Origin of the sequence: Tianweitania sp. (assembly GCF_032053605.1) — a bacterium.
Classification (GTDB): domain Bacteria; phylum Pseudomonadota; class Alphaproteobacteria; order Rhizobiales; family Rhizobiaceae; genus Tianweitania.
On record NZ_DAMBUH010000012.1, the window covers coordinates 1 to 26,472 of the forward strand.

Consider the following 26,472-nt stretch of genomic DNA (forward strand, 5'->3'; position numbering starts at 1 on the left):
TTGCGGCCTTCGCCGATGCGGCCGCGTGGCTGCCGCGCGGCGCATCCTATGGTGACGACGACGAGGGTCGGGCTCTGACGTTGGGCGGTGAGGATGACTACGTGTCCTCCGTGGCGTTAGCGATCCATGGCTTCCTTCAACAACCGGGCCTCACGGCGTCGCCACAGCATTTCCGCGCGATCATCTTCGGACGACCGAGCCATGCCACGCCGCAGCCGACCGGGTTGAAAACCTTCGAACAAGGCGGCCTGTCGATCTGGCGCGGCGACATCAACGGCTGTCTGGTGGAACTGACCTTCGATCATGGACCGCTCGGCTATCTTTCCATCGCCGCGCATGGTCATGCCGATGCCCTGGCGATCACCCTGGTTGTGGACGGCGAGCCCGTTCTGGTTGATCCCGGAACCTATCTTTATGGATCGGGCGGCAAGTGGCGCGACTGGTTCCGTTCGACGCCCGCCCACAACACGCTCAACATCCTGAGCACAAGCCAAAGCGTCATGTCGGGCAAGTTCAACTGGTCGCACAAGGCAGCGGCGACCCTGACGGATGCCCGGCCGGAACCGGATTGGAGCCTTTGCGCGCAGCATGACGGCTACAAGAACCGGTTCGGCGCTGTGCACCAGAGAACCGTGGAGCGATGCGGCAAGGGCATCCAGCTGCGCGATCACCTGCTTGGCACGGCATGCAATGCGGAGATTGTTTTTCAGCTTGCCGACGGGCTGACCATACGTCAAACCGGAAATCGTATGACCATCTTCCGGGCTGGCGAACCGATCGTGTCGCTTGATCTTCCGGATGGCACGATTGAATGTCGGGCAGGCGGGGACCATCCGGGCGAGGGCGGCTGGGTCTCGCAACGCTTCGGCGAGCGCCGACCCGCATCCAGGATCGCATGGCGCGGCAAGGTCGATGATGCAGGCGTCGTGTCGCTGATCGAGATCGTCGCGCCTGCAGACGGCGTTAACGAGGCTTGACGCATTCGATGTTAATTATAGCAGCACGTTTATCCGTTTTGAGAAGGCTCTGTGCTAGAAGCGGAAAGTAATTCTACCGATATTCAGCAACAGCCTTCAGGATAGCCGCTCGACGCCTCGTGATCTTGGCTCGGATCAGACGTTAATCTCTCGGGATGCCCATGTTCACTGAACTCAGCACAAAGATTACGCATAAGCTCGCCAATATCGACTATGTCACGCCAGGCTTGATCCTTGTCACAGCGCTGATCTGCGCTCTGGTGGCCTACTGGCGTACGGTCGAAAAGAAGTCGGTACGGGACTTTTTCGATTTCGCGTTTCCCACGGAGATCATTCTGCACCGCTCGGCAAAGGCGGACGCGCTCTTCTTCGTCACCAAGAAGCTGATCATGCCATTCTTGTTGATCCCGGCTGGCGCGACCTTCGTAACCGCCGTGGGCTACGCGACCAACCAGAGCATCAGCTGGATCTTCGGCCTGGACGGGCCGCTGATGACAGGCCCCGCAGGCCCCATCACGATCCTGATCTTCACCGTGACCATGCTGCTAGCCTACGATCTCTCCTATTACCTCTATCATGCCGCGCAGCACCGCTTCCCGTTCCTTTGGGAGTTGCACAAGGTGCATCACTCGGCCGAGGTCATGGTCGGCATCACCAAGGATCGCGTTCATCCTCTCGACGATCTCATGAACCGGATATGGGACGGGGTCATTCCCGGCATCTGCTTCGGCATATGGAGCGTGATTGCGCTCAACCCCGTCGAGGTCGCCGTGTTCGGCATCAATGTCTATGTCGTGCGAAATATCCTGATGATGGACTTCGTGCGCCACACGCATCTTAAGATTTCCTTCGGTCCGCTCAACAACATCATCCTGTGCCCGCACTGGCATCAGGTCCATCACAGCGTCGATCCGCGTCATTACGACAAGAACTTCGGCTTGCTGTTTTCCTTCTGGGACCGCCTGTTCGGCACGCAGTTCGTGCCTGAACCCAACCTTGACCTGAAATTCGGCCTGATGGATCGCGATGCTGCTGACTATCAGACCTTGCGCGGGCTCTGGATCCTGCCGCTGCAGAAGATGTGGGGGCATGCGGCGCGCCGCGTGCGTCGTCGTCGTCGTGCAGCAAGCACGCTGACGCGCGACCGGTCGGCAACATGAATAAGCATGTTGCCCCTATGGTAGCCACTGAGGCGGAGCGCCTCGAGATCGTCAGTTCATCAGAGCGTCTGTCTGAGCTGGAACACCAGTGGACGCAGCTGTGGCAGGCGAGCGATGCCCTGATCTTCCAAAGCCATGGCTGGATTTCGGCTTGGTGGAACACCTTGAAAAGCCAGAACCAGGTTGCGCTGCGCGTTGGTCTGGTGTGGAGCGGCGACAGGCTGGTCGCGGTCGTACCGCTGGCAATCACCCGCCGCAAGGGACTTCGGTTTCTGGAATGGGCGGCTGCTGCCTATACCGACTATGGCGACATTCTTCGTGCGCCTGACTGTACGGATGCGGCGCTGGCAAGGGTCTGGACGCAGATCCGGCAAGCCGGCGGCTATGATCTCGTCTTCATCAATCGCCTGCTGCCGGACGCAGCCGCCTGGCGCCTGTTTGATCCCGAGACGAAAGGTGGGGCGAAGCTTCGTCCCAACCACCGGGAAGAAATCAGCTCGCGCATGGCGGGCGACTGGAACAGCGGAGCGGCGTGGTTCGCCAGCCATCCCAAGAAGGTCAGGCACAATCATCGCCGCAGCATCCGCATCCTCGAAGAAGCGGGAACCGTTCAGTTTCGATTGCTCGGGCATGACGAGCCTCTTGGGCCTGTGCTCCAAAAACTGGCCTTGTTGAAGCGCAAGTGGCTGGAGCGAACCGGCCGCAGCGTTTCCGAGCTGTTTGATGAAAGCGCCGAGGCCTTGCCCGCTCTGGTCGATGTTTTGGCGCGCGCCGGCATCCTGCGTTTGTTCGTGATCGAGGTGAACGGCTTGGTTGCGGCCATCTCGGTCAACTTCGTGCAGCGCGACACGATGATGGCTTGGGTCACCACCTATGATCCCGATTATGCGCGGGCGTCACCCGGAATGGTGCTGATCTTCGAATACGTGCAGTGGTCGTTCGACCATGGCCTGAAGATGGTCGATCTGCTGTGCGGCGGCGAGGCGTTCAAGGACCGGCTGGCAACGCATACCGTGGCCTTACAGTCCCTGATGGGCACCGGCTCGGCCAAGGGTTCGCTGGCGCTGCTCGCGGATAATGTGCGTCGCAAGTTCCGGCAGAAAACCGAGAAGGTAGATGCCGAGCCCGCTGAAGAGACTTCAGCCTAAGCAAGCATCAATCCACCAGCCGCATGACCAGCGGCGTCTTCCCACTCTTTGTGCGCGTCACCACATCGACCGTCTTGATCTCTATATCCATGCTGGACGGGATCTTCTGGCGCGCATTGGCAAGGATGATCTTCCGGCTATCTTCGCCGAAGCTCGGCAGCGGAACGACCTGGATTTCCACCCGTGCCGCATCCGTCTGGAGGATCTGCATCTGCGCAATATCCGGCACGCCACGCGGAATGTGGTTCATGCCGATCAACCGGCTGCCTTCTGGAGACAGAACATATTCCGACTGTCGTCCTTCAACGCCAAGAAAGGGCAGAATGCCTAGCGTAACAGCCTCGATTTCCTCCGCGCTCATCCCATCCGGAAGCCGCGCCAGATCGCCCGTCCGAAACCGAACCAGAGGCTGCGCTGCGTTCCAGTAGGATGTGCCGATGATCTCGTAGAGCCCGGTATCGACGCCATCCTCGACCGGCAACAACTCGACCCTGCCGTAGGCCGGCAAGAAGTAGTGCTCATTGCTCGCGACCGAGTAGGAAGCGCAGACCCGTTCGGACTGGCCATAGAAATCCAGAACGGGCACGCCGAGCTTTTCGGTCGCTTCGCGAGAGACGTCTCGACTCAGAACTTCCGACGATGAAAGAACAAGCTTGAGGCTTTCGATCGGATGATCTTTCAAGCCGTCGCCGCCCAGACGAACGAACGCCTCCAGAGAAGACGGATAAACCCATAGCAAATCCGGCTGAAATTTCCCGAAAGCGTCGATAAAAGCGGAAATATTGGAGCGATTCAGGTGAAAACTCGACGCCACAAGCCGAAAATTTCCGCTTTTTTCCTGCCAAAATGGCGGCTTCGTATCGCTGGGATCCTTGAAAGCATCTCCCCGCAGAACGGCGACCCGAGCAGTTTTCAGATCGAGACCGGAGAACCGGTGCACCAGATGATCCAGGATCGCTTGTTCGAAAACCAACGAAGAAAGCGAGCGGCGAAGCTTGATCGGGATGCCGGTCGTGCCCCCGGTCGAGGCTGCATGGGCCGGCAGCAGCGTGCGAACCGAGCAAAGATCAGGGTCCTGCCGCAGCATTTCCTTCTCTAAGATCGGCCAGTCGCTATAGGAACCCGGCGACTCCAACGTCTTTCCATGCCGCGCTTTCCGCGCTTTCGCGAGGGTTCTGAGCGTTAATGCATCGCGCAAAGCTCTTCGCTCATCGAGCGACATTGTTTCAGAACGCTGCGCAAGATGTTGGAAACGCTGGTAAAAGCCGGGCGTCCGACGAACTAGGTTTTCCGCAATAAAGTTCTTTAAATAAGCGGCAGCGCTCAAAGCGGTCCCCTCCGGTCTTCCCGCGCAGTCTTGCCGAGATGCTCTGCAACGGCATCATGCCAAACGGAAACGATCCGGTCGGCATACGGCGAGATGCTCAGATGCGCGCGCTGGAAGCGTTGCCCAGCAGCAGCAAGCCGCTGCCGCAACGCCGTATCGCGCACCAAAAGCGCTAAGGCGTCAGCCAAAGCGTCAGCGTTCCCCGGCGGAACCAGCAAGCCCGTTTCGCCATCTTCGATAATGTCCTCCACCGCTCCCACCGGCGTCGCCACTACGGCAAGACCAGCCGCCATGGCTTCAATCACCGACATCGGCAGGTTTTCAGCATGAGAGGGGAGGGTGAGAATATCGCCAGTCGCTAGAAGCCGCGCTGCATCCTGGGCGCCCAGCCATCCGGGAACTGCAATCCGGTCCTGTAGGCCGAACTCAGCGACTTCGGCTCGCAAAGCCTCAACACCGCCGTCGCCCGCAATGGTCGCATGCCAGCCTGGCATATCGCGCAAGCTGGTCAGGGCACGAACGAGTTCAGGAACGCCCTTGCGCTCTTCGATCCGTCCCATGAACAGGATGTGGACGCTTGCCCCGCCAGCATTCCCCGGCATTTCAGCCTCAGCCACGGCATTGGGCACGATAACGATCCGCGCTGCTGCCTCGGGCACCATCTGCGCCACGAAAGCGCGCCAGGGCATGCCAAGCACGATGATGCGGCTTGCATGCGCAAACATCCCGTGGATACGGCGGCTTACCGTCTGGGAGCTGTTTGCCCAGAACTCGCGATATTCCGCACCGTGGAGGTGGATGACGTATGGGATCCGCAGGATGCGTGCACAGGCTGCCAGAACGATCTTGCGATAGGTGCTGCCGCGGCTTGCAAGATTGATATGCAGCAGATCGACGTCGCCGCGAACGCGTGCCCCAGCCATCTGCAGGCAAAAGCGCGTAAGATGAAGCCACGAGAGCGCGAGCGATCCGTTGCCGCGCGTGGGCAGGAATTGCGCGATGACTCCGGTTGAACGACGCGCCAATTCAGACCGGAGCGCAGCCATGATGCGGTCAATTCCGCCGCGGCCGGTCGTCCCCGCCGGTGTCGCAACAAGAACCTTCAGGGCTCGATCAGCAGCAGCGTTGCGCAAGGGATCGTCCACCAGACATGGGTCGCTCAGTTATATGTATCCGCGGGCATGGGAGCGTTCGCGTTGCCGTCAAAGCAGGGCCTCATACTGATCGCCGATACGCTTAACGTCGAAGTCGGCTGCTCTGTTTTTCAGGATATCGACCGGCGTAGGCCGATTGAGCATCTCACCCATAGCCCGGGCCATAGCCGCCGCATCACCAACCGGGATGAGCGTTCCGCAGCGACCATCCTGAAGGATCTCGGCCGGACCATAAGGTGCGTTGGTGGAAACGATCGGAACGCCCGCGTTCATGGCCTCCACGAGCACATTGCCGAAGCCCTCACTGATTGATGAAAGGGCAAAAAGATCGGCTACTGCATAGCAAGCCGCGGGATTGTTGACATAGCCGGCAAACAGCACTTGGCTGTCGATGCCAAGTTCGCGCGCAGTCAACCGCAAGGCACCCTCGAGCGGACCTTCTCCGAAGATCGCCAGCCGCGCAGGCCGCTGTTCGCGCAAAAGCGCAAAGGCGCGAAGCAGGGTTCGGTGATCCTTGACCTCGACCAAGCGCCCGGCCGTCACGATCACCGCACCGTCTCCCATCGCCGCCAGATCATTCTGCCAGGGATAGACTTCGGCTTGCGAACCCGTGCCAGCAGGCACCGGATTGTGGATCACGGTGATCTTGGTCGGTGGAAACCCACGGGCCTTCAGCTCTCGACCAATGCCGGTCGAAACAACGATGGCCTTGGTCGCCCGCGCAGAAACGAGCGCAGAAAGCTTGACGGCCAGTCGCGCACCCAATCTGCCTGTCACGAGCGACGTGGCTGCGTGAAAGGTCGGGAAAAAGCGTGCGCGGCTCCTCGCCATCAGAAGTGCGAGCGCTGCAACCAGGTTCATGAATTCCGGTGCGCTGAACACCGCGTCGGGTTGCAGCTTTCGCAGGGCCTGCGCGCTACGCCTGACGGTTTTCAGCGTCTTCACGATGCTGAAGCCTTCACCCTGGACGGGCAGGGCGAAATCCACCAGTGTCACCGCGCTCGACAGCAGCGCTGCGTTTGGACCGGCGGCATTCCATGTCAGCAGGGTCACGTCATGTCCGCGTGAAGCGAGTTCGTTTGCCATCAAAACGAAGACGCGTTCGGCCCCGCCGCCGCGAAGGCTCGGTGTATGAAAAACGATCCGCTTAGACACCGTAGGCAGGTCTGCGATAATCATCCGGCTCGTCGCGCAGGTCACGACGGATACCCATGATGAGGGCAAGGAGTAGCCCGAGAGCAAAGCCCGCGATTGCGCCTCCGGCTGCCAGCACAATCGTTCGCGGAGGCCAGGACCGCCCATTCGGCGGAACGGCGGTGGAGATCACCTGCACATTGGTCGTATCGATCTGCTGGCGCTCAGTGATCTGGCGTGCGCGCGACAGGAAGCTCTCATAGATCGCCGTCTTGGACGTCGCGTCCCGCTCAAGTTCGCGGAGGGCGACTTCAGACTCACGATCGGCAAAGACGTTGCCTTGCAGATCGTTCATGCGCGCAACCAGCGAATCCATGGTGTTTTTGGTCGCGTCGCGGCTGCCTTTGGCGACTTCGACGGTGTGCAGATATTCGGTCCTTACCTGGGCGGTAACGGTATCAAGCGCGACCCGCAACTTCAGGATGGACGGGTGGCGGGGTCCGAGTTGCGCGGACTGAGATTCAAGCTCCTGGCGGATCCGATTGGCTTCGTTGCGCAAAGCGACCAGCGTTTCTGAAACCGAAGGGCTGGCATTCGTGCCGTTTGCGCCGCCCGCGACCAGCGCGTCATAATCAGCTTGTGCCGCACTTGCCCTGGCCTGAGCCTGCACGATTTGCGTGTTGAGCTGCGTCATGGTCTGCGAGCTTACCAACTGGCCGTAGCTCGACGACAAATTCTGATCGCGGCGGTAGTCTTCGATCTTCTTTTCCGCCGTCTGCACGTCCGCTCTCAACTGTCCGAGGCGGCTATCAAGTGCGGTTGCAGCCCGGCTTGCGCCATTGCTTTCAGCTTCGGCGAGCTCATCCTGGAACGTCTTGACGATCGCCTGTGAAATTTCGATCGCCTTGTCAGGCGTTTGGGCGGTCACCAGCAGCGTCGTTACGAACGACCCTTCATCAGCCTGAACCTTGATGCTTTCCTGCAAGCGCCTCAGGGCCGTCAGCTTGGGATCGGACGCGCCATCGCCGAACTCTGGTTCGCTGGCGAGGTTCAGATCGTCCACGACACGTGCCAGGACGTTTCTGGAGGTCAGAACGCGCTGCTTGCTGCGAATGTTCAGGAGCTGATTGTCGATCTGGCCGGACTGGACATAAAGGTCGTCATTCACGACCTGCAGATTGGTCGGGTTCAGCAGGATGTCGGTGGCAACCGTATAGCGCTTCTTTGCCAGAAGCCCGTAACCGCCACCGGCGAGAGCACCGATGACAGCGAGGATGCAGGCCAAAAGAAAGCCGGCGCGCAGCCAGGTGAACAAGCGGCGGAAATCAAGTTCGAGGAACTCACCCACCTTCGCAACTGTGACAGGCGAGGGGCGATCCGCGCGATGGTCTGACGGGGATGTCGTGGTTGGCGCTTCAGACCGTAGTGAGCCAGCGGCGGCCGCGGTCTGCTCGACCTTGGCTGCCTGCGGCGTGGATCGGTCATCCGCCAGGTCCCGATCGGCCAGGCTTTTTGCAGTCAGCAGAAGCGAACCACCGGCCGGGCGCCGGCGGGCTCTATGGTCAAGCGCATCGATGTTGAAGTCCTCCGAAGACAAAGGGGAGGCCTTTCGCCCGAGAATTTGGCTCATGATGGATCGCCGGATGCTGTGAGCTCAGCTGTAAAGCGGGTTTGTTAAGATACGATTATCCACGCCGCTTTATTGTGGCATCACGATCTTTGACTTGGGAGCAAGGACGAACGCCGAGGTCGTTGCTTCCACCGAGCCCTCTCGCTTCTGGTTGAAAATGGCTGCAAGTGTCACAGGCGGGATCGAGAAATCGAGCGCCGCGGACGTGTATCAGCGGAACGCCGTGTCTCTGCTGCTTTTTCTTTGTGCAGCCGTTGTCTTCATTCTGCGTGCGGTGGTTTCACCGCAAATGCTGAATCTAGCAGTTTCATACTCCACCGAAGGAGGCTCGTTCCCGGAAAAGCTCCATATCGGAACTTACGCCATCTTCTTCATGCTTACAGCCGTCCTCATCAGCAGGCCGGTTCTGCTGAAAGGCGACGAGGTCAGGCTGTTCAAGGCAATCCTGCGCTTTACAGCGGTGATCCTTCTGCTTGTGCCTTATCTTTTCGTTACGGGCCGCGCAGGTTCAAGCGGGTTCGTCATCGACTCTTATTTGGTCGCCTGTGCCGCGGCCATGATCATGCTCAGTCTGAACCGCGACACGCGGACGGCACTGGGAAGCGTCATGCTTGGCATGATCGTCGTCAGCGCGATCATGGGCATTGTGGAGGCGGTCGTGCAGCAGCACTTCCTGCCCTATCCCTTCCGCGAGCAGGAGTTTCGGCCGATCGGTCTTTCTGCGCATCCGCTTGCACTGGGCACGCTTTGCGCGACGGCCATCGCTTTTGTCGCGCTGACCCCGTGGCGGCTATGGGTCAAGATTGCCTGCATCCTCTTGTTGTTTGCAGGCGCCGCCGCCTCCGGTGCACGCGCAGCTTTGCTGCTCGCCATCATCGAGATTCTGTTGCTTACGACCATCCTTCCCTGGCGAGGACTTACCCGCCGTCAGCAACGGGAAGCAAAGTTCATTGTGACGCTTCTAACCGTGATTGGGGGCGCGGCATTGATCATCGCGTTTGCGGCTGGCGGCTTCCTAAACCGCTTCAACGAAACGATCTTCGACGAAAACTTCTCGGCACGCGTGACAGTGTATCAGGTGTTCGACTTTGTGACTTGGCAGAACATCCTGTTCGGCATGAACGCCGACGACCTGCTGGCGATCGTCAACGAGAAGCTCCATCTGCCTTATATCGAAAGCACGCCGGTCGTGCTCGGCCTGCTTTTCGGCGTTCCGCTTGCCGTGATCTTCTCGTTGAGCTTCTTCCGCTTCTTGTATCAGCTGCTTCGCAATACGCCGCGCCCAGCCTGGATCGGGACGATCACGTTCCTTCTGGCAGCCTTGTCGAACAACACGCTGTCGTCCAAGGCGCCGGAATTGATGATCGTGTTCATTCTACTGATGGCCTATCAGGTCAATGGCGCGTCGGACGCGGTGAATGTTCGGCGGAGAACGCTTGCTGACGTAGCTTAAGTTCAGCCGGCACTATCGATCACTTCTAGCCGGCCAACACGATTGAGCGTGTGGATGCCTTTCCGGTCCCAGGCAGGACCAGGACGAATGGGTTCCGGCGCGCTGAACCGAACATGACCATCGTCGAGCTGTTGCAACTCCATCAGCCCCAGCCCTCCGCCATAGGTTTGTGATCCATTCTGAACGGGCAGCAGGATGCGCTCGCCTGTTCGAATAAACGAGCCACCCGGCCTCGCTGCCGAGTGATCGATGGCAACCGGATTGAGCGCATGGTCGATCCAGGGCCCGCGCGGGTTGTCAGCAGACAGGACCACCATCGTGTCCGAAGGGCTGCCGACACCCACTCGCTCCGTGGCGAACAGCCAGAAGCGTCCTCCGTGTTGAAGAACCGTGGCGTCGTTGATGTCGCGATCCGCGAGAAGAACCGTGTCACGCACCCAAGTGTCCGGAAAGGACGCGGCGCGATACAGCACCAGTTCCCGCGCGGCAGCGCTTTCAGGCAGCATGTAGATCTCGCCGTCATGCGGGAAGACCTGAGGGTAAGAGAGATGATGCGGCTCCTCCAGCACCCTGCGAGGCGTGTCGAAGGTTCCGTCGCCCTGAAGCGCCGCGACCGAGATAAGGCCTCGGTTCAGGGCATAGGGAAACTCTTCCACGAACAGGAAAATGCGGCCTTCATGTTCGAACACGAAGGGGTCGGCATAGAACCGAGTGCCGTCGTCGGGCAGGACGGTGAACGGTGCTCCGTCGATCGCGCCGGTTTCTGCTACGCCCTCACCCTCGATGCTGCGATACGCCACTTGCCAATAGAAGGGGCGATTTCGACGCTGAACCTTCCGGATCAAGCGAGCGACCACCGCCTTGCTCAAGAACAAGGGATAGTGCCGTGCAAAAGATGTTCGGCAACTGGAGGAGGAGGGCATATCCTCCAACGGAACTAGTCTGTTGGTTGCAAACCGGCTGACGGTCTGCAGGATCAACGACAGGGCGCCGGAGAGCAGATCGTCCGATGCCCGCCTGAGCCACAAGCGATCTCGGATCATCGGTCTCGCACGCCCAAGCGCTATGCCATCGATGCTTGCTACCAGGTCCAACCTATTGCTGCCCGCCACCATCTGGGTCAGCCCGTCCTCGAAGCTGCTGCAGCCGGCAAATGTAAGCGTCAGTGTTGGCTTGCTTATCTTTGGCGCGGAAGGAGCGAGGGCGATCACCAGATCGACCTCATCATTCCCGGTTTGCGCGAGAGGTTTGCACTCGCTGGCTAGAGAAGCGCCGAAAACGCGGGTCTCAGCGGAAAGCACGGCACTCAGAAGCCGCGAGCCTGTAGGTCGACCTGGCGAATGTCGGACGGAAACGACATGCCCAGCCTCCTGCAGCCGCGCCACCACCTCATTCTGCCAACGCCGGCACCCCTCCGCCGGGAGTACAAGAAGAATTCGGACCACGAACGAACACCCTTCATCAGACTCGCAGGAGCTGGCTTGTGAGTTGCCCGTGCGAGTGTTGTTGTAGAGAGGAACCCCTTATGGAGCATTACGAGACAGGTGGGCTGACGAGAGCACCTGCTAGTCGTCGCGTGGCTGAGCTAAGGCACTCGACTAGCCGGTAAGCGCTCTTCCTTGTAGGTCGGCACCGCGACGCCGACCCGTGGGGCTCCGAGTTGCGCCAAGACGGTCATGTCGATGCCGTAGACCGACGAAAGCGCTGATGGTGTCATAAAGTTTGCGGGCGTTTCGTCCGCAACGAGGCTTCCGTTACGCAGGGCCACGATGCGGTCGCAAAAGCGCGCAGCCATGTTGACGTCGTGCAGCACGACAACGACGCAAAGGTTTCGGGTATGGCCCAGGCGCCGGATGAGCGAGAGGACTTCGATTTGGTGCGCGATGTCGAGCGCCGAGGTTGGTTCGTCGAGAAGAAGACAGCCGGCATCCTGCGCAACGAGCATGGCAAGCCAGACACGCTGACGCTCGCCCCCCGACAGCGTATCGATGCTGCGCTCGGCAAATTGCAGCGTGTCGGTCATCTCCATCGCGTTCTCGGCCTTGGCCGCGTCGTCTTCGGTGAAGCGGCCCAAGGCACCATGCCAGGGATAGCGGCCGAGGCGAACGAGTTCGCGCGCGGTGAGGCCGGTGCCGATCGGCGGATCCTGGGGAAGATAAGCGACGCGCTTGGCGAAGTCGCGCGCGCCCCATGTCGTCAGTGAACGGTTTTCGAAGTGGATGGTGCCGCCGCTGGGCTCGTTCTGGCGCGCCAGAAACTTGAGCAGGGTCGACTTTCCCGAGCCGTTCTGTCCGATCAGGCCAACAACTTCGCCGGGATACAAAGTGAGGTCGAGTGGATGAAGGATGGTGCGATCGCCAGCCTTAAAATGAACCTGATCAAGCGAAAAGGCGGATTGGGGGCCAAGCGGGCCTGAAGAAAGGTTTCTTGTCATCAGGCACGCCTTTGCAGGAGCCAAAGCAGGACGGGCGCGCCGACGAGGCAGGCGACGAGACCGGTGGGAAGCTGGAACGGAAAGGCGCCGACACGCGCAAGCCAATCCGCGGCAAGAAGGATCGTGGCGCCGGCGCAGGCGCTGCCCAGCAGGGACGGCAAGGCTCCCCGGACACCCGTCAGTCGAACAAGATGCGGCGCGATCAAGCCTGCGAATGTCAGCGGCCCCACCAACGGAGTAGCCGCCGCCGTGGCGATCGCGGCCAGGGCCAGCAGGAGCAGGTGCACTGAGCGCACGGTCAGGCCCAGCCCGCCAGCACTTGGGGCTCCCAACGCCAGCAGTTCGATCGGCCGACGAGCCAGAAGGGTGACCGCCAGCATAAGTGCCGCGACAACAGCAGCGGAGGCCGCGCCGACCGGCTGAACGCCGCTGGCAACACCGGACATCCAGGACAGGAGCTGGAAGGAACGCGGATCGCCTGTTGCCGAAAGCATCCCGATCACGGCATCAAGCAGCGCAGAAATGGCGATGCCGGCAAGCAGCATGCGTTCTGGTGCAAATGCCGCGCGCCGCCCCAGCAGAAGAACCAAGAACAAGGTCGCAGCAGCGCCCGCCATGGCCGCCAGGAAGGCTTCAACGGACGACATGTCGCCGATCACGAAAAGGCCGATCGCCACGGCGAAGGTCGAGCCGGCGCTAATGCCTAGAATTTCGGGACTGGCCATTTCATTGCCGGTCAAGCGCTGGAGCACGAAGCCTGCCGTGGCAAGAAGCGCGCCGGCCGAAGCCACCGCAAGGCTGCGCGGCCATCGCCAGGGCAGGGCGGTCGATAGTTCGCTCTGGTCGAGCCAATGCCAGGAGCCATCGGGCGCGCGCCCGAAAAACAGCACCATCAGAACGAGACCAAGAAGCCCGACCGCGAGCGCAGCCATGACCAACCCGTTTCGGCTGTTGTTTAAACGCGCCGCCTCAGCGCCGGATGTGTGCCCGCCGGATGGGCGCATGGAGGCCTGAAGACGCGGCAAAAGCCATAGCAGGATCGGTGATCCCAAGATCGCCGTCACCGCACCGGTCGGCAGCAGGTCGGATGATGCGCCGGCGCTGTATTGCACCAGAAGATCGGTCAACAACAGCAATAAGGCGCCGATTACCGTTGACCAGACAAGGCGGGCTGTAAAGTCCCGCGCGCCAGCCAAGCGCGTCAGGATGGGTGCAACCAAGCCAACAAAGCCGATCACCCCCACTGCGCTGACGGTGAAGGCCGAGAGAACCACGGCCAGTGCTACGGCGCCAAGGCGCAGGCGTGACACGGGCAGGCCCAGCCCGCGCGCTGCATCATCCCCAAGCTCGAGCAGTGTCAGGGGCCGCAGGAGAAACACCGCGAAGGGAGCCGCCAGCGCCAGCCTGATGGAAAGATCCACGGTCGGCTGCCAGCTCTGCTGGCTTAGAGAACCGCCGCCCCAGATGAAAAGGCTGGCGAGCCATCGGCTGTCGATCAAAGCCAGGATCGAAGCGAGCGCGCCGCAATAAAGGCCGACAAGCAGGCCCGATAGAACAAGCGGGATCGGCGCGAAGTCCTGTCTTCGGGCAAGAGCGAAAACGAGGCAGGCTGCCAGCGATGAGCCAAGAAGCGCCACCACATCGCGCCCCCAGCCAAAAAGGGCGGGAAAAAAGAGCGTGGCGAGCGCAAGGGCCAGTCGCGCCCCGGCATCGATCCCCAACGTGGTTGGCGATGCCAGCGGGTTGCGCAAGACCTGCTGCAAAATGGCGCCCGACGCCGCAAGGGCTCCACCGCACAACACCGCCATCACCAGACGCGGAAGCGTGGAATAAAGAAACACCATCCGATCGGGGTCATACGCGGCGCCGGGAGGCTGCCAAAGCATGGGAAGCTTCAAAGACAGAAGCATTACCCCCAGGATCAGGATCGGAATGACCAGCGTGAGCGCCAGCAGGGCAGGGCCATGCGGCAGTTGCCGGTGCGCTTTGTTCAAGGGCGACGAAATCAAGCTGCCGCGCCTTCCAATGCATCGAGAAGAAGTCCGGCAAAACGGCGCGCGGAGGGAATGGCACCGAACATCAGGACTGTCGGCAGAACGGGGATCTTGCGACCCGATACGGAAGGCAGGTCCTTCCAGAGCGGGCTTTGGTCCAGAACAGCCTGGATGTCTTGCGGCAGATGATCGGCAACGGCGAAGGCCGGACCGATCTTTGCCAGACCCTCGATGCCGATCGTGGAAAAGCCCCAGTAGTTCGTTGCTTCCGTCCAAGCATTGCGCAGACCGATGTGCTTCAAGACGTCGTCATACATGCCGGGCGCACCATAGACCCTGACATGGCGTGGATCGAGAAAGGAGAGAAGCAGGATCGGCTTCTCGCTGAAAGGCCGCGCCCGCTCGCGGCAGACATCGAAATAGGTTTCCGACTCCGCGACGTAGCGCTGCGCTCGATCCCGGTCGCCGATGAGTTCCCCAAGAGCCAGTGCTGCTTCCACGGCTTTCGGATAGGGCGTGCCGCCTTCGGAGAAGATCGACAGGCGGCGAACAGGTGCAATCGCGGCCAGCCGATCTTCAACCATCGCCAGATAGTCGGTTGTCAGGATGACATCCGGTTTAAGGGCGGACAGAAGTTCCAGGTTGGGATCCAGCGCGACCCCACAATCAACCGTCGAACTCGGCAGCGCGGGCTCGGCCACCCAATCCGTCCAGCCACGCGCGTCAGCAACCGCGATGGGCGCCGCATCGAGCATCAGCAGGGTTTCCGCCAACCCGTAATCGAGTGACACGATCCTGGGTGTACCTGCTATCGAACTGGCACCGGCACCCAAGGAAAAGCCGGAGCTGACTGCCCAGGCACATGTTGCCAGAAAGTGTCGACGGGAAAAAACCAATGCGGAGCCTGTTCTAACGTTTTCGTGATGCGGCTTAGCAACACCCGGCGCATCTTTGCAAATGATACTTGAAAGCCGCACTCCTGTTAACGCAAAACCGGCTGACTGCATCTGCAGGTCCAGAGGTATTTCATGTCGCCGACCCATCCAACTTCATATTCGGACCGCTTGCTGAAAGGCATTTCGCTCTTCTCTCTCGCGTTGGCTAGCGGGCTCTATCCTGCACTCGCGCAGGAGGCAGTCACGCTGGAAACGGTGGTGGTGAGCGGCAATGGAGGCGACGGAACCGGAACAGGTGGCGGCGTGACCGCCGATGGCTATGTCGCGACTCGCGCCGAGGTCGGAACCAAAACTGACACGCCGCTGGTGAAGGTTCCGCAGGCAATTAATGTCGTGACGAGCAAGCAGCTCGAAGATCGCAAGGTGCAGACGCTGAAGGAGGCGCTCGATTACACGCCCGGCATCGTGAACCAGGCATTCGGCTTCGACAATCGCTTCGACAGCTTCTACATCCGCGGCTTCAACGTGACCTATGATGCTGTTTACCGCGATGGTTTGCGCGAGTTGCCGGGCAACTTTTCGCTCTTCAAGACGGAGCCTTACGGGCTCGACGCGATCAGCATCCTCAAAGGGCCGAGTTCGGTTCTTTATGGCGGCGGTGCACCGGGTGGCATCGTCAATCTGGTCTCCAAGCGACCGACCGAAGACACCTACCGGGTGATCGAAGGGCAGATCGGGAACAACAGCCGCTACCAGAGCCAGTTCGACCTGTCCGGCCCGGTGGCCGGCAACGACAATGTTCTGTATCGCCTGACGGGCCTTTACCGCGATGCCGATACCGACTTGCGCAGCGTACCGGACGACCGCATCTTTATCGCGCCGGCGGTGACCTTCCGTTCGGATGATCGTGACACCAGCCTGACGCTGCTGGGCGAGTATACCCATGCCGAGGTCGGCGGCAACGCGTCCTTCTTCAACGAAGACGGCCGGATCACCAATCTCGAATCCGGAGATCCCGCATCGGGTCCTTTCGTTCAGGACCAAGGCCGCGTGGGTTATGAGTTCAAGCATCGCTTCAACGAAACGTGGAGCGTGCGCCAGAACCTGCGTTATGCCCACATCTATGCAGACGTTCCTTATGCGCAAATCGACGCGATCGCGCCCGATCGGCTGACGGCGCAGCGCTCGTCCTGGATCATTCAAGACAAGCTCGACTCCTTTGCCGTCGACAACCAGGCACAGGCCGAATTTCAGACCGGCACGGTTGATCATACGGTCTTGATGGGCCTCGATTACAACCACGTCGATGTCGATGACAGGATCGGATATGGACCTGCGCCGGATCTCGATCTTGTTTCGCTGAACTATGGCGCGCAACCGTTCGAGCGGCCTGACTACAATTATCGGAACGTGACCACCAAGCAGCACCAGACGGGCGCCTATCTCCAGGATCAGCTTGAATGGAACAGCTTCATCCTGACGTTGGGCGGCCGCTACGACTGGGTGAGCAACAAGGACCACGACAACGACCTCGGCTCCGACACCAAACAGGACGACACCAACTTCTCCGGCCGCGTCGGCCTGGGCTATCTCTTCGATAACGGCATCGCACCTTATGTAAGCTACTCGACGTCGTTCTCGCCCACCATCGGCGCCAATGCCGACGGCACAAGCTTCAAGCCGACGGAAGGCGAGCAGGTCGAAGCGGGCATCAAGTACCAGCCGACGGACCTGAACCTCACTGCGAGTGCGGCGGTCTTCAATATCGTTCAGTCCAACGTGCTTGCCCCCGACGAGACCAATCCGTTGTTCCAGGTTCAGCGTGGCGAGGTCCGCTCCCGAGGCCTGGAACTTGAAGCGGCAACCAGCCTGCCCAACGGCATCAACCTGACGGCGGCCTACACCTATCTCGATCTCGAGATCACGGAAGGCGATAATGTCGGGTCCACGCCGTCGGGCATTCCCGCCCATCAGTTCGCTGTCTGGGGCGACTACACCTTCGTGAACGGACCAGCCGAGGGTCTGGGATTGGGCGTGGGCCTGCGCGTTGAGGGTAAAAGCTTCGGCGACGATGCCAACACATTGAAGAACGATGCGCGCCTGCTCGTGGATGCATCGGTCACCTACGACTTCAGCAAGTTGAGCGAGAGCATGAAGGGGACGCAGGCCAAGCTCAACGTGAAGAATGTCTTCGATGACCGCGAGCCGACCTATTCCGGCACCTATGGGTATCGGGGCGAAGGACGCCAGATCATCGGCAGCCTGCGCTACCAGTTCTAGAAGGCGTCGGGCACGGCCATGTCGAACGCCTATTCGCTCGCGGGCGCGAGTGTGCATGACATAGAAGCGGCGAGCGGAGCGGTTTATCGCCTGCTGCTTTATGTGCCGCGCATGGAAGTGCCAGACTATCTGCCGGCGCGGACCATGCCGGGAGAGGGCTGGCCGCTGTTGCTGATGACGGACGGAAACAGCTGCTTCGGAACAGCGGTGGATGCCCTGCGGTCGCAAGCCGATTATCCCAAGGGCACCAATATAGGCTGGGGCGTGATCGCGACTGTCGGTTATCCAACCGAAGAGGCCTATGATCCGCTGCGCCGGTCGTGGGACCTGAGCCCGCCGCCCGGAACCAGCTTCCCACCTTATACGCCGGATGGGCCCCCTGTTCGGACGGGCGGCGCCGACGAGTTCCTGGACTTCCTGGAAACGCGCCTCCTGCCTTTCATTGACGAGCGCACGAAAATCGACCCCGCGCGCAAAAGCCTGTTCGGCCATTCATTTGGCGGGCTGTTTGCCCTCCATGCGCTGTTTACGCGCCCTGCCTTGTTCCAGAAGATCATCGCCGTCAGTCCCACCATCCACTGGGATGACTGCGCGATCCTGCGCACGGAAAAGGCGGCGACGTTCGATGTCCCAGTCCGTCCGAGCGTTCACCTCTCTGCCGGCGAGCATGAAGGGGAGCGTCTGGCGCCCTTCCAGGAAGGGAACGAGGATGCCGCAGCCCGCCTCATCAGCAAGAAAACTGAACGCACGCTGGCCTATGCGGAAGAGATGGCCGCCAGGCTTGCTGAGCCAGATGGTGCAAACCTCCAGACCAGCTTCGAAAACCTAGCCAACCACACCCACATGTCGGCACCGACGCCTGCCATCGCGCGCGCCGTGCAGCTCGCCTTTTCTTTGAAGCAGTCAAACCTTGCATGATGCGCATTCCGGAAAGGCGACCGCAGAGTGACCGGGTCAGGTGAGGCAGCTTTCGTAAGACGCTGCTGGAAAGTTGCATTCCGCTTGGTGAGTGCTTTAGCAAATCACCTGAAACTCGATCCCCCATCGACGTCCACGGCCGAACCGTAGACGAAGCTGGCTTCGGGTGAGCACAGGAAGAGGATTGCAGCAGCCATGTCATCGGGCCGGCCCATGCGGCGGCGGGGGAGGTTGGCGGCGATGCGCTCTTTCATGGCGGGATCGATGTGGTTGTGCATCGGCGAGTCGGTCGGGCCGGGGTTGAGCGCGTTGATGCGCACATTCTTGCCTGCCAACTCCCGCGCAACGGATTTAACGATGGAAAGCGTGCCTGCCTTTGAAGCCGCATAGGCGGTGTCTGCAATCAGCCCGCCGCCGCCATGATAGGCAACATCGGAAGCCACGCAGACAATGTTGCCGCCTTCCGCATTGCCGAGCATCCGGGTCACGGCCCCTTTCACGGTGAAGAAGGTTCCCAGAAGGTTCACCGACATCACGCGCTCCCAATGCGCCCAATCCTGATCGGGGATCTTCTTTGCGGTGATGATTGCTGCGCAGCAGATCACATGGTCGAGCTGAGCCAGGTTGGCATCGCAATAGGCGAACATCGCGTCGATGCTGTCATCCTGACCGATATCAACGGTGACGGTGTGGACCTTGCCTGACAGCTCGCTTTTCGCCCGTGCCAAACCTTCAGCATCGCGGTCGGCGAGAACCACTTCAGCACCCTTGCTGAGAAAGGCCCGCGCCGTTTCGAAGCCCATGCCGCTGGCGGCGCCGGTGATGAGGACGGTTTTGCCGGCGAAGGCGTCAGAGGCAAATGTTGGATAGGGTGTCATCGGTTCAAGCTTTCAGGTGGAGGGTGACCAGAACGGTGCATTCGGCGCCGTCATCGAACTGCGCACGCACGCGCAGCCAATTGCCAAAGTGGCTGACCCGGGCGATCGAAATGCCGTCGCGGGAAGAGGGCAGGGTGAACTCCGTTCCTTCGGGCACCCAGCGGATGCCGTCGGGAGACATATCGACAAAGGCTTTTGTGGGCATTCCGACGGGCTGCTTCAGGGCGCGGACGAAGAAGACCGCTTCTTTGGCCCATCCCGCCTCGTAAGGCTCGCTTGCCGCCACGCCGGTCCATGTGTCGTTGCGAGTGACGACGGCGGTGATGTTTTCCGGCAGCATCAGAAGTCTCCCGAAAGACAAACGGAGTCGACATAAAGAAAGGCGCGCTTGTTTGTGTCGGTTTCGGCAAACAGGCATATGTTGAGCATGCACCAGAGGTTCTTCATGGCGGGGATCTTGATGCTCTCGAACCCACTTATGTCGAACACGCGGTCGTTGCAGCGGAAGCCGGTCGCCTTCATCGTTTCCAGATCGAAGTCGAAGCAGAGATAGGTCCAATTCACCTTTGTCGGAATTTCGTTGTAGCAAAGACGCTGCCCGCCGCCCGGCAGGTCCTGCCAGTCATTGGGGTTGAGGTGGTCGTGGCTGACGATCTTGTCCTCGGCGCCCATTGGCTTGATGTCGCTGGTTCGCTGCTTGAACTGCCATTTCTGCGTATGAACGCCGTTCTCGGCATTGAGGAAGCGCAGATGCGGCATCACACGTAGCGCATCGCCATCCTGATCGCCGCCCTGGAGATCGAACAGGAAGCCGAAAGATCGAACGTCCGTTTCGGACAGTTTCAACTCGTTGGCTTCCGGCTTGAAGGTCACATACGCTTCCAAACGGATCGGACCGCGCTTGCGGAACGTGTGCCGCTTGATCGCGACATTGCGCGAGCCGGCGACTGGCTTGGTGGCGATCTTCAGCGCATAGGATGAGTTCATGCCGCCATGCGAGCCAGCATCCCAATGCGACAGCGTGGACAGCATGGCGCTGCTGTGCTGCGCATAGCCCGGCAGCATCGTATCAAGATCGCCTTCGTAGTTGCCGACCAGCTGCGACCAACCGCAATGGCCGTTTGCAAAGCTGTCCTGCGCGATGATGCGTGGAAAGGGATCAAAGTGGCTGATTGCGGGATCGGATCGCAAAAGGGCCAGACGCAGGTCATGCGCCAAGCTCGTGTTGGTTTGTTCATTCATGTCATACAGCCCTCAGGGTCTTTACGGCGTCCCAGTTGATTTCGATGCCCAGACCGGGGCCTTGCGGCACGTCGAGAACACCGTTTTTCTGACGCAGGCAGCCTGGTTCAAGATCAGCCAAAAGCGTCTTGAAGGGGCTACGATCGCACTCGCATTCGAGAATTTTGAAGTTGGGAACCGCGGCCGCGAGATGGACGCTCGCGGTTTCGCAAATGATCCCTGACATGCCGATATGCGGGGCGTAGGCCACGCCATGCGCGGCTGCGTAATCTGCCATCCGGCGGGTTTCGGTGAAACCGCCTGAACGGGCAATGTCGGGCTGCAGGATCGAAAGGGTGCGCGAGGACAGAAGCCGCGTTGCCTGATCAAGCGTGTAGTTGCTTTCACCGGCAGCGAGCGGCACAGAACAGCGCTTGCGCAGTTCCTCGTAGCCTTGCTCGTTTTCCGGCGCGAGCGGTTCCTCAAACCAGAAGTAGCCATTGTCCGACAAAGCGCGACCGATCTCGAGCGCCTCGTCGAGCTCATAAGCCCAGTTGGCATCGACACACAGACCGATCTGGTCGCCCACTCGCTGGCGCATCCGCTCCACGCGTTTGCACGCCTCAGGCACTGGATTGGCCAGTTTGACTTTGATATTTGTGAAGCCTTCGTCCAGGTAGCGCTGGAGTTCGCGGTCGGCCTGTTCGTCCGATCCCCAATTCACCGCCGCGGCGTAAACGTCGATCTGCTCGCGCCCCATTCCACCGAGCAGCTTGGAGATCGGTTGGCCCGCGGCCTTGCCGGCAATATCCCACAGAGCGATGTCGACGCCTGCGATCGCTTCGATCAGCATTCCACCCGAACGGCCGGACAAAGCGCGACGCATGCTGGCCCAAAGCGCGGCAATATTGCGAGCATCTTGGCCAATCAGGCGAGGGCGCAGAGCCGAGTGAATGAGCTCGGCATAGGCCTTCGGCGCGAAGCGTCCCAGCGTTTCACCAACGCCAACCAAGCCGTCGCGTGTTCGCACCTCGACGAGCACCATTCCAACAGTCGTGTAAGTGCCCCACGAGGTGACCGTCGGGATCGGGAGGCTTTGCTGAAGCGGATGCGCGATGACATCGACAATCTCGATCGGCTCGGAAGTCATGCCCGTGGCTTTCAATACCCTGCTAAGTTCGAGGTCACGTAGAAACCTATCAACAAACAAACCTAGTTGCCAAGTTAAAAAGTTGGCGTTAGGTTGGAGGCATGAACGAGATGAAACGCAGCACGATCTTCAGCGGAAAGGTGGCCAGTCCGCTTAGGCTTGCCGACACGGTATCTGACGCGATTGCCGCGGCGCTGCTCGAAGGCAGCATTGCGCCGGGTGAGGCGCTGCCGCCGGAAGGCGAGATTGCGCGGGAGTTCGGCGTTTCGCGTCCAATTGCGAGAGAAGCGCTGAGGCAGCTCACATCCGCGGGGCTCGTCTCGACACAGCAGGGCAAGGTTGCGCGCGCTAAGGCGCTGAGCGGCGAGCCCATGGACAAGATCTATGGCTATGCCGTTCGCTCCAGCATCAAGTCGCTGCGCGAAGCCAACGAAATGCGGCGTGTCATGGAAGTCGGCGTCGCCAGATTGGCAGCGACCCGCCGCGATGAGGATGGACTTGCCGTTATGCGGGAAGCGCTGGCCGATCTTGATGCATCGGTCGGAAAGCCGGCTGAGTTCACCGATGCGGATATCCGTTTCCATCTCGGTATGGCGATGGCGACGGGAAATTCCATGATCCGCATCCAGATCGAGGGACTGCGCTCGATCCAGCGCCAGGTTTCGGAAATTTTCTCGAACCGCTCGAAACGCACGCAGGATGATTGGCGAAAGACAGTAGCACGGCATGCCGCGATCTTGCAGGCGATCGAAGCCGGCGATGCGGCTCAAGCGGAAGAGAAGATCCTCGCGCATTATGAAGCGGCCGACATCGCCTCCGTCGAGGTTGCGGAAGATGAGCGGCGAGGCCAGCAATGAATGCTGACCGGTTCTCGCTGGCTGGGAAGCGAGCGCTCGTGACCGGCGCGAGCTCCGGCATCGGTCGTGCGGTGGCCCAAGGATTGGCCGAACATGGCGCCTCTCTTGTGCTGCATCATTACAACGATGAGGCTGGCGCTCGGTCGCTTGCGCAAAGCATCGGCAGTTCGGTGCCTGTGCTGGAAGCCGACTTTACCCAGACGGATGCGGCAGCACGGTTCTCGGAAGAAGCGCTGAGGCTAGGCGAGATCGACATCCTGATCTGGAACGCGGCGATTGAGCGACGTGGGACGTGGAATGAAGTCTCGCAAGAGACCGTCGCCGATCACCTCGCCGCGAACTTTGCCGCTTTGCTGACGGTGACCCAGCGTTTGGTGCCGCCAATGGCAGAACGTGGCTGGGGCAGAGTGGTCGCCACCGGCAGCATCATGGCGACACGTCCACGCGCCGAAACGGTTGTGTACGCGGCCATGAAGTCAGCGCAACTCACAACCATTCGCGCGATCGGACGAGAGGTCGCGTCTGCCGGTGTGACGATGAACGTCGTTTCGCCGGGCGCCATCGAGATCGAGGCGAACGCTCAGCTATACGCCGACAGCCAATTCCGCAGGACGGTCAGCGCCAAGATACCGGCCGGCCGACCTGGCAAACCAGCCGACCTCGTCGGCGCCTATGTTTATCTGTGCAGCGACGCGGCGGCCTATGTCACTGGCGCCGACATACCCATCAATGGCGGTTGGTCGATCGGCGATGCCCCCGTCGCTCAAACGCTTGAAGTGACCTGAGCAAAAACCGCGCGCGCGAGCGCAGCACCTAGTCTTCACATCGGGAGGAAACGATGAAGGGCATTTTTACACTCACAGCATCCGCCATGGTCTTGATGGCGGCGCAGGCATCGGCACAGGACCTACGGGTTGCTGTTTACACGAGCAGCGAGCCGCATCTAAAACTTCTCAACCAACTTGCCGATGGCTTCAAGGCTTCGCATCCCGGCGTGAGTGTGCGGTTCGAAACCATTCCGGTCGCCGACTATACGCAGAAGCTTTCGTTCCAGGTTGCCGGCGGCAAAGCCCCAGACGTCGCCTGGATGATGGAAGATGCGGCCCCCGCCTTCATCGAGGCTAATATCCTCATGGACCTGACGCCGGTCCTACAGGCATTCCCAAATTACGATATTGCCGACTTCACCGATCCGGCCATGGCGCTGTGGCGCAAGGGCGATCAGGTCTATGGCGTCCCGTTCTCGACCTCGCCTTTCCTGATCTACTACAACAAGGCCATGTTCGATAAGGCCGGGCTGGAAGATCCGAAACAGATTGCCGAAAAAGGCGAGTGGAACATGACGAAGTTCCAGGAGGTTTCCAAGCAACTTGTTGCAGCCAATCCCGGCAAGTATGCCTTCGAATTCAAGGACGGCGAAGGTTACGCCTCGCGCATGACGCATGCGCTGCTTCCGCCAATTCGCGCTTATGGCGGCGATTTGTGGGAAGATGGCAAGTGCGGTCTGGAGAGCCCCGGCGCGGTGAAAGCCGTGCAGCAGATCCACGACATGGTGTTCAAGGACAAGACGATCGTGCCGCCCGGCACGCAGGGCGACTACTTCTCCGGCAATTCGGCCATGACGGTGAATCAGATCTCCCGCGCCTCGAAAATGAAGGAAGCTGGATTTGATTGGGGCGTCGCGCCGTTGCCGACGGGTCCGAACGGCGAAGAAGGTCCAGTGATCGGTCAGGCTGGCTTCGTTGTGTTCGAGGCAAGCCCGAACAAGGAACTCGCCGCCGAACTGGTTGCGCAGATGACAGACAAGGAAGGCGTGGCCGCATTGGCGCAGTTCTTCCCGCCGGCGCGCCGCAGCGTTTTGACGAGCGATGCCTTCCTCAACAAGAACCAGTATCTCTCGCCTGAGATGATGGGCTTCGTTGCGGCCGGGATCGAAAAAGGTCGCGTCGTCGCCGCGCATGAACGCGTTCCGCAAATCCTTGCTGCCATGAAGCCGCGTGTGGACGCCTTGTGGCGGCCCGATGCCGACGTCGCCAAATCGCTTCAGGGCGTCTGCGCAGCAATCCAACCGCTGCTCTAAAAGGAAGAACCCTTGGCCAGCTCTTTATCGCACCGCTTCGGGGCGCAGGCTCGTGCGCCTTGGCTGACCCTTCAGCGTCGTGACGCAATAGAGGGTTGGTTGTTCGTCAGCCCGACACTGCTCGGGTTCCTGATCTTCTTTCTCGGTCCTCTCATCGCGATTTTCATCTATGCGATGTCGGACTGGAACTTCCTTTCGGGTGAGGCCACCTTTGTCGGCCTCACCAACTTCGAAGACGCGCTCCTCGAAAATCCAGACTTCTGGTATGTTTTGCGGAACTCTGCGGTCTTTGCGCTAGGTCTGGTTCCGCTGAACGTCGCACTTGCGCTGTTTCTGGCGGTGGCACTTTCGCGCCCGTTTCGCGGCGTCATCATCTTTCGCACCATCTTTTTTGCGCCCGTGATCACCTCGGCCATTGCCTGGGCGATCGTCTGGAAATTCATGCTTCAAGGCGAAGGCGGACCCATCAACCAGATGCTGGCGCTGATCGGCATCACCGGGCCTAACTGGCTGCGCGAGCCGAACTGGGCCATGGCCGCCGTGATCGTGACGCGGGTCATCAAGATGGTGGGCCTGAACATGATCCTTTACATCGCGGCACTCCAGGCGATCCCGCGCGATTACGACGAGGCGGCAGGCCTGGAGAGCGCATCGCGTTGGCAGATCTTTCGGCTTATCACTTGGCCTTTGCTCGGGCCCACGACGCTTGTGATCGTCATTTTGACGACCATCGGCTCGTTCAAAGTTTTCGACCACATCTACCAGATGACGGGCGGCGGACCAGAAAACGGAACGCTGGTGCTGGCCTTCTACATCTACCAGCAGGGCTTCCAGTTCTTCGATATCGGCTACGCTTCAGCCCTGGCGATCATCATGTTCGTGATCGTGACCATCCTCACCCTGATCCAGGTGTCCCTGCGGCGAAAGGACGATGCATGACGCGCGCTTCCTGGAACCGTCTCGCCTGGACGCTGGCGCTCTTGCTGCTTGCCGTGCCGTTCGTGTTTCCGTTTCTCTGGATGGTGTCGGCAGGCTTCAAGAGTGTCACCGAAATCTTCGGTGCGCCGAACCTGATCCCCCGCGTGTGGCGGTACGAGAACTTCGTGGAAGTCTTCACCTACCAGCCCTTCGCGCGGCAGTATTTCAACTCGCTTTACATCGCCGGCGTGGTGACAATCCTGACGCTGCTGATCTCTTCGCTTGCTGGTTATGCCTTGGCGCGCATCCGCTTTGTCGGAGCAGGACTGCTTATGCTGCTGCTCGTGACAGCGCTGATGATGCCGGATGAAGTGACCATCATCCCGAACTTCTTCCTCATCCGGTGGCTGGGCCTGGTGGATACGCACTGGCCGCTGATCCTTCTGCCTGTGTTCGGTGCGCAGGGCGTCGTCGCCACCTTCCTGATGCGGCAATACTTCCTGTCGCTTCCCAAAGAACTGGAAGAAGCCGCCAAGATGGACGGGCTGTCGCGCTTCGGCATCTGGTGGAAGATCGCCATCCCGATGTCGCGGCCGGCTCTGGCAGCTGTCGCCATCATCACCTTTCTGAACTCCTGGAACCTCTTCCTCGAGCCGCTGATCTTCCTGAGTTCTCTGGAAAAGTTCACCCTGCCGCTCGCTTTGTCGAACTTCAACGACAGCTACGGCCTGCCTTTGTGGAACCTGCAGCTGGCGGCAACGACGCTCGCGGTTATCCCCGTTCTCATCATCTATCTCATCGCCCAGCGCCAAATTGTCGAAAGCTTCGCGCTTTCCGGCGTCAAAGGTTGAGGATTGCATCCA

General features: G+C 60.3%; 23 protein-coding genes. 11 read left to right on the top strand and 12 right to left on the bottom strand.

Features of this window, described 5'->3' with window-relative positions:
• The 3 genes from RTX98_RS04790 to RTX98_RS04800 form a co-directional block, all read left to right on the top strand.
• A partial coding sequence (locus tag RTX98_RS04790; protein WP_312794968.1) for a heparinase II/III-family protein occupies window positions 1–977 on the top strand: 977 nt, incomplete at its 5' end.
• Between the two features lie 161 nt (window positions 978–1,138).
• A complete protein-coding gene (locus RTX98_RS04795; protein ID WP_312794969.1) occupies window positions 1,139–2,137 on the top strand; it encodes a sterol desaturase family protein in 999 nt (332 codons plus the stop codon).
• Window positions 2,138–2,154: 17 nt separating this feature from the next.
• Window positions 2,155–3,285, top strand: a complete 1,131-nt coding sequence (locus RTX98_RS04800; protein WP_312794970.1) for a GNAT family N-acetyltransferase — start codon at window positions 2,155–2,157, stop codon at window positions 3,283–3,285.
• Window positions 3,286–3,292: 7 nt separating this feature from the next.
• Here RTX98_RS04800 and RTX98_RS04805 read toward each other — a convergent pair whose 3' ends face one another.
• From RTX98_RS04805 to RTX98_RS04820, 4 genes are all read right to left on the bottom strand, one after another.
• Window positions 3,293–4,420: a hypothetical protein gene (locus RTX98_RS04805; protein ID WP_312794971.1), complete on the bottom strand. Its 1,128-nt coding sequence runs from the start codon at window positions 4,418–4,420 to the stop codon at window positions 3,293–3,295.
• Between the two features lie 188 nt (window positions 4,421–4,608).
• Window positions 4,609–5,745: a glycosyltransferase family 4 protein gene (locus tag RTX98_RS04810; RefSeq protein WP_312794972.1), complete on the bottom strand. Its 1,137-nt coding sequence runs from the start codon at window positions 5,743–5,745 to the stop codon at window positions 4,609–4,611.
• 69 nt (window positions 5,746–5,814) lie between these two features.
• Complete coding sequence (locus tag RTX98_RS04815; RefSeq protein ID WP_312794973.1) at window positions 5,815–6,945, bottom strand: glycosyltransferase; 1,131 nt, start codon at window positions 6,943–6,945, stop codon at window positions 5,815–5,817.
• Entirely contained in the window at window positions 6,914–8,530 is a 1,617-nt protein-coding gene (locus RTX98_RS04820; RefSeq protein ID WP_312794974.1) for a GumC family protein, read from the bottom strand. Before RTX98_RS04820 ends, RTX98_RS04815 begins: the two co-directional genes overlap by 32 nt.
• Window positions 8,531–8,687: 157 nt before the next feature.
• Between RTX98_RS04820 and RTX98_RS04825 the strand changes: the two genes are divergently transcribed.
• A complete protein-coding gene (locus RTX98_RS04825; protein WP_312794975.1) occupies window positions 8,688–9,983 on the top strand; it encodes a VpsF family polysaccharide biosynthesis protein in 1,296 nt (431 codons plus the stop codon).
• A gap of 2 nt (window positions 9,984–9,985) precedes the next feature.
• Here the strand turns inward: RTX98_RS04825 and RTX98_RS04830 are convergent, their stop codons facing one another.
• The 4 genes from RTX98_RS04830 to RTX98_RS04845 all read right to left on the bottom strand — a co-directional run bounded on the left by RTX98_RS04830 (window position 9,986) and on the right by RTX98_RS04845 (window position 15,202).
• On the bottom strand, window positions 9,986–10,828 hold the full coding sequence (locus RTX98_RS04830; RefSeq protein ID WP_312794976.1) for a hypothetical protein: 843 nt from the start codon (window positions 10,826–10,828) through the stop codon (window positions 9,986–9,988).
• A 740-nt stretch (window positions 10,829–11,568) separates the two neighbouring features.
• Entirely contained in the window at window positions 11,569–12,417 is an 849-nt protein-coding gene (locus tag RTX98_RS04835; protein ID WP_312794977.1) for an ABC transporter ATP-binding protein, read from the bottom strand.
• Complete coding sequence (gene fhuB / locus RTX98_RS04840) at window positions 12,417–14,411, bottom strand: Fe(3+)-hydroxamate ABC transporter permease FhuB (protein ID WP_312794978.1); 1,995 nt, start codon at window positions 14,409–14,411, stop codon at window positions 12,417–12,419. Before fhuB ends, RTX98_RS04835 begins: the two co-directional genes overlap by 1 nt.
• Before the next feature lie 11 nt (window positions 14,412–14,422).
• The gene (locus RTX98_RS04845) at window positions 14,423–15,202 is read right to left on the bottom strand and encodes an ABC transporter substrate-binding protein (RefSeq protein ID WP_312794979.1); all 780 of its coding nucleotides are present in this window, start codon (window positions 15,200–15,202) and stop codon (window positions 14,423–14,425) included.
• A gap of 237 nt (window positions 15,203–15,439) precedes the next feature.
• Here RTX98_RS04845 and RTX98_RS04850 point away from each other — a divergent pair, with 237 nt between their 5' ends.
• Together RTX98_RS04850 and RTX98_RS04855 are read left to right on the top strand one after the other, a co-directional pair.
• Entirely contained in the window at window positions 15,440–17,587 is a 2,148-nt protein-coding gene (locus RTX98_RS04850) for a TonB-dependent siderophore receptor (protein WP_312794980.1), read from the top strand.
• Window positions 17,588–17,605: 18 nt separating this feature from the next.
• The gene (locus RTX98_RS04855) at window positions 17,606–18,505 is read left to right on the top strand and encodes an alpha/beta hydrolase (RefSeq protein WP_312794982.1); all 900 of its coding nucleotides are present in this window, start codon (window positions 17,606–17,608) and stop codon (window positions 18,503–18,505) included.
• A 104-nt stretch (window positions 18,506–18,609) separates the two neighbouring features.
• Here RTX98_RS04855 and RTX98_RS04860 read toward each other — a convergent pair whose 3' ends face one another.
• Genes RTX98_RS04860 through RTX98_RS04875 form a run of 4 tightly spaced genes read right to left on the bottom strand, consistent with a single transcriptional unit; the run spans window position 18,610 to window position 21,754 of the window.
• A complete protein-coding gene (locus RTX98_RS04860; protein WP_312794983.1) occupies window positions 18,610–19,383 on the bottom strand; it encodes an SDR family oxidoreductase in 774 nt (257 codons plus the stop codon).
• Window positions 19,384–19,387: 4 nt separating this feature from the next.
• A complete protein-coding gene (locus tag RTX98_RS04865; RefSeq protein WP_312794984.1) occupies window positions 19,388–19,723 on the bottom strand; it encodes a hypothetical protein in 336 nt (111 codons plus the stop codon).
• Entirely contained in the window at window positions 19,723–20,589 is an 867-nt protein-coding gene (locus tag RTX98_RS04870) for a DUF6772 family protein (RefSeq protein WP_312795037.1), read from the bottom strand. Before RTX98_RS04870 ends, RTX98_RS04865 begins: the two co-directional genes overlap by 1 nt.
• A gap of 37 nt (window positions 20,590–20,626) precedes the next feature.
• A complete protein-coding gene (locus RTX98_RS04875; protein WP_312794985.1) occupies window positions 20,627–21,754 on the bottom strand; it encodes a mandelate racemase/muconate lactonizing enzyme family protein in 1,128 nt (375 codons plus the stop codon).
• 101 nt (window positions 21,755–21,855) lie between these two features.
• Between RTX98_RS04875 and RTX98_RS04880 the strand changes: the two genes are divergently transcribed.
• Genes RTX98_RS04880 through RTX98_RS04900 form a run of 5 tightly spaced genes read left to right on the top strand, consistent with a single transcriptional unit; the run spans window position 21,856 to window position 26,460 of the window.
• On the top strand, window positions 21,856–22,611 hold the full coding sequence (locus tag RTX98_RS04880; RefSeq protein ID WP_312794987.1) for a FadR/GntR family transcriptional regulator: 756 nt from the start codon (window positions 21,856–21,858) through the stop codon (window positions 22,609–22,611).
• The gene (locus RTX98_RS04885) at window positions 22,608–23,396 is read left to right on the top strand and encodes an SDR family NAD(P)-dependent oxidoreductase (RefSeq protein WP_312794989.1); all 789 of its coding nucleotides are present in this window, start codon (window positions 22,608–22,610) and stop codon (window positions 23,394–23,396) included. The genes RTX98_RS04880 and RTX98_RS04885 overlap by 4 nt, the downstream gene beginning before the upstream one ends.
• A gap of 53 nt (window positions 23,397–23,449) precedes the next feature.
• Complete coding sequence (locus RTX98_RS04890; RefSeq protein ID WP_312794990.1) at window positions 23,450–24,691, top strand: sugar ABC transporter substrate-binding protein; 1,242 nt, start codon at window positions 23,450–23,452, stop codon at window positions 24,689–24,691.
• A gap of 12 nt (window positions 24,692–24,703) precedes the next feature.
• Complete coding sequence (locus RTX98_RS04895; RefSeq protein ID WP_312794992.1) at window positions 24,704–25,630, top strand: sugar ABC transporter permease; 927 nt, start codon at window positions 24,704–24,706, stop codon at window positions 25,628–25,630.
• On the top strand, window positions 25,627–26,460 hold the full coding sequence (locus RTX98_RS04900; protein WP_312794993.1) for a carbohydrate ABC transporter permease: 834 nt from the start codon (window positions 25,627–25,629) through the stop codon (window positions 26,458–26,460). Before RTX98_RS04895 ends, RTX98_RS04900 begins: the two co-directional genes overlap by 4 nt.
• Window positions 26,461–26,472 lie beyond the last annotated feature (12 nt).

Bases quoted from the DNA above. Each gene is read 5' to 3' on its own strand.
- RTX98_RS04795 (WP_312794969.1), top strand. From the start codon at position 1,139: ATGTTCACTGAACTCAGCACAAAGATTACGCATAAGCTCGCCAATATC.
- RTX98_RS04890 (WP_312794990.1), top strand. From the start codon at position 23,450: ATGAAGGGCATTTTTACACTCACAGCATCCGCCATGGTCTTGATGGCG.
- RTX98_RS04800 (WP_312794970.1), top strand. From the start codon at position 2,155: ATGGTAGCCACTGAGGCGGAGCGCCTCGAGATCGTCAGTTCATCAGAG.
- RTX98_RS04815 (WP_312794973.1), bottom strand. From the start codon at position 6,945: ATGATTATCGCAGACCTGCCTACGGTGTCTAAGCGGATCGTTTTTCAT.
- RTX98_RS04880 (WP_312794987.1), top strand. From the start codon at position 21,856: ATGAACGAGATGAAACGCAGCACGATCTTCAGCGGAAAGGTGGCCAGT.
- RTX98_RS04900 (WP_312794993.1), top strand. From the start codon at position 25,627: ATGACGCGCGCTTCCTGGAACCGTCTCGCCTGGACGCTGGCGCTCTTG.
- RTX98_RS04865 (WP_312794984.1), bottom strand. From the start codon at position 19,723: ATGCTGCCGGAAAACATCACCGCCGTCGTCACTCGCAACGACACATGG.
- RTX98_RS04855 (WP_312794982.1), top strand. From the start codon at position 17,606: ATGTCGAACGCCTATTCGCTCGCGGGCGCGAGTGTGCATGACATAGAA.
- RTX98_RS04820 (WP_312794974.1), bottom strand. From the start codon at position 8,530: ATGAGCCAAATTCTCGGGCGAAAGGCCTCCCCTTTGTCTTCGGAGGAC.
- RTX98_RS04825 (WP_312794975.1), top strand. From the start codon at position 8,688: ATGGCTGCAAGTGTCACAGGCGGGATCGAGAAATCGAGCGCCGCGGAC.
- RTX98_RS04885 (WP_312794989.1), top strand. From the start codon at position 22,608: ATGAATGCTGACCGGTTCTCGCTGGCTGGGAAGCGAGCGCTCGTGACC.
- RTX98_RS04835 (WP_312794977.1), bottom strand. From the start codon at position 12,417: ATGACAAGAAACCTTTCTTCAGGCCCGCTTGGCCCCCAATCCGCCTTT.
- RTX98_RS04875 (WP_312794985.1), bottom strand. From the start codon at position 21,754: ATGACTTCCGAGCCGATCGAGATTGTCGATGTCATCGCGCATCCGCTT.
- RTX98_RS04850 (WP_312794980.1), top strand. From the start codon at position 15,440: ATGTCGCCGACCCATCCAACTTCATATTCGGACCGCTTGCTGAAAGGC.
- RTX98_RS04860 (WP_312794983.1), bottom strand. From the start codon at position 19,383: ATGACACCCTATCCAACATTTGCCTCTGACGCCTTCGCCGGCAAAACC.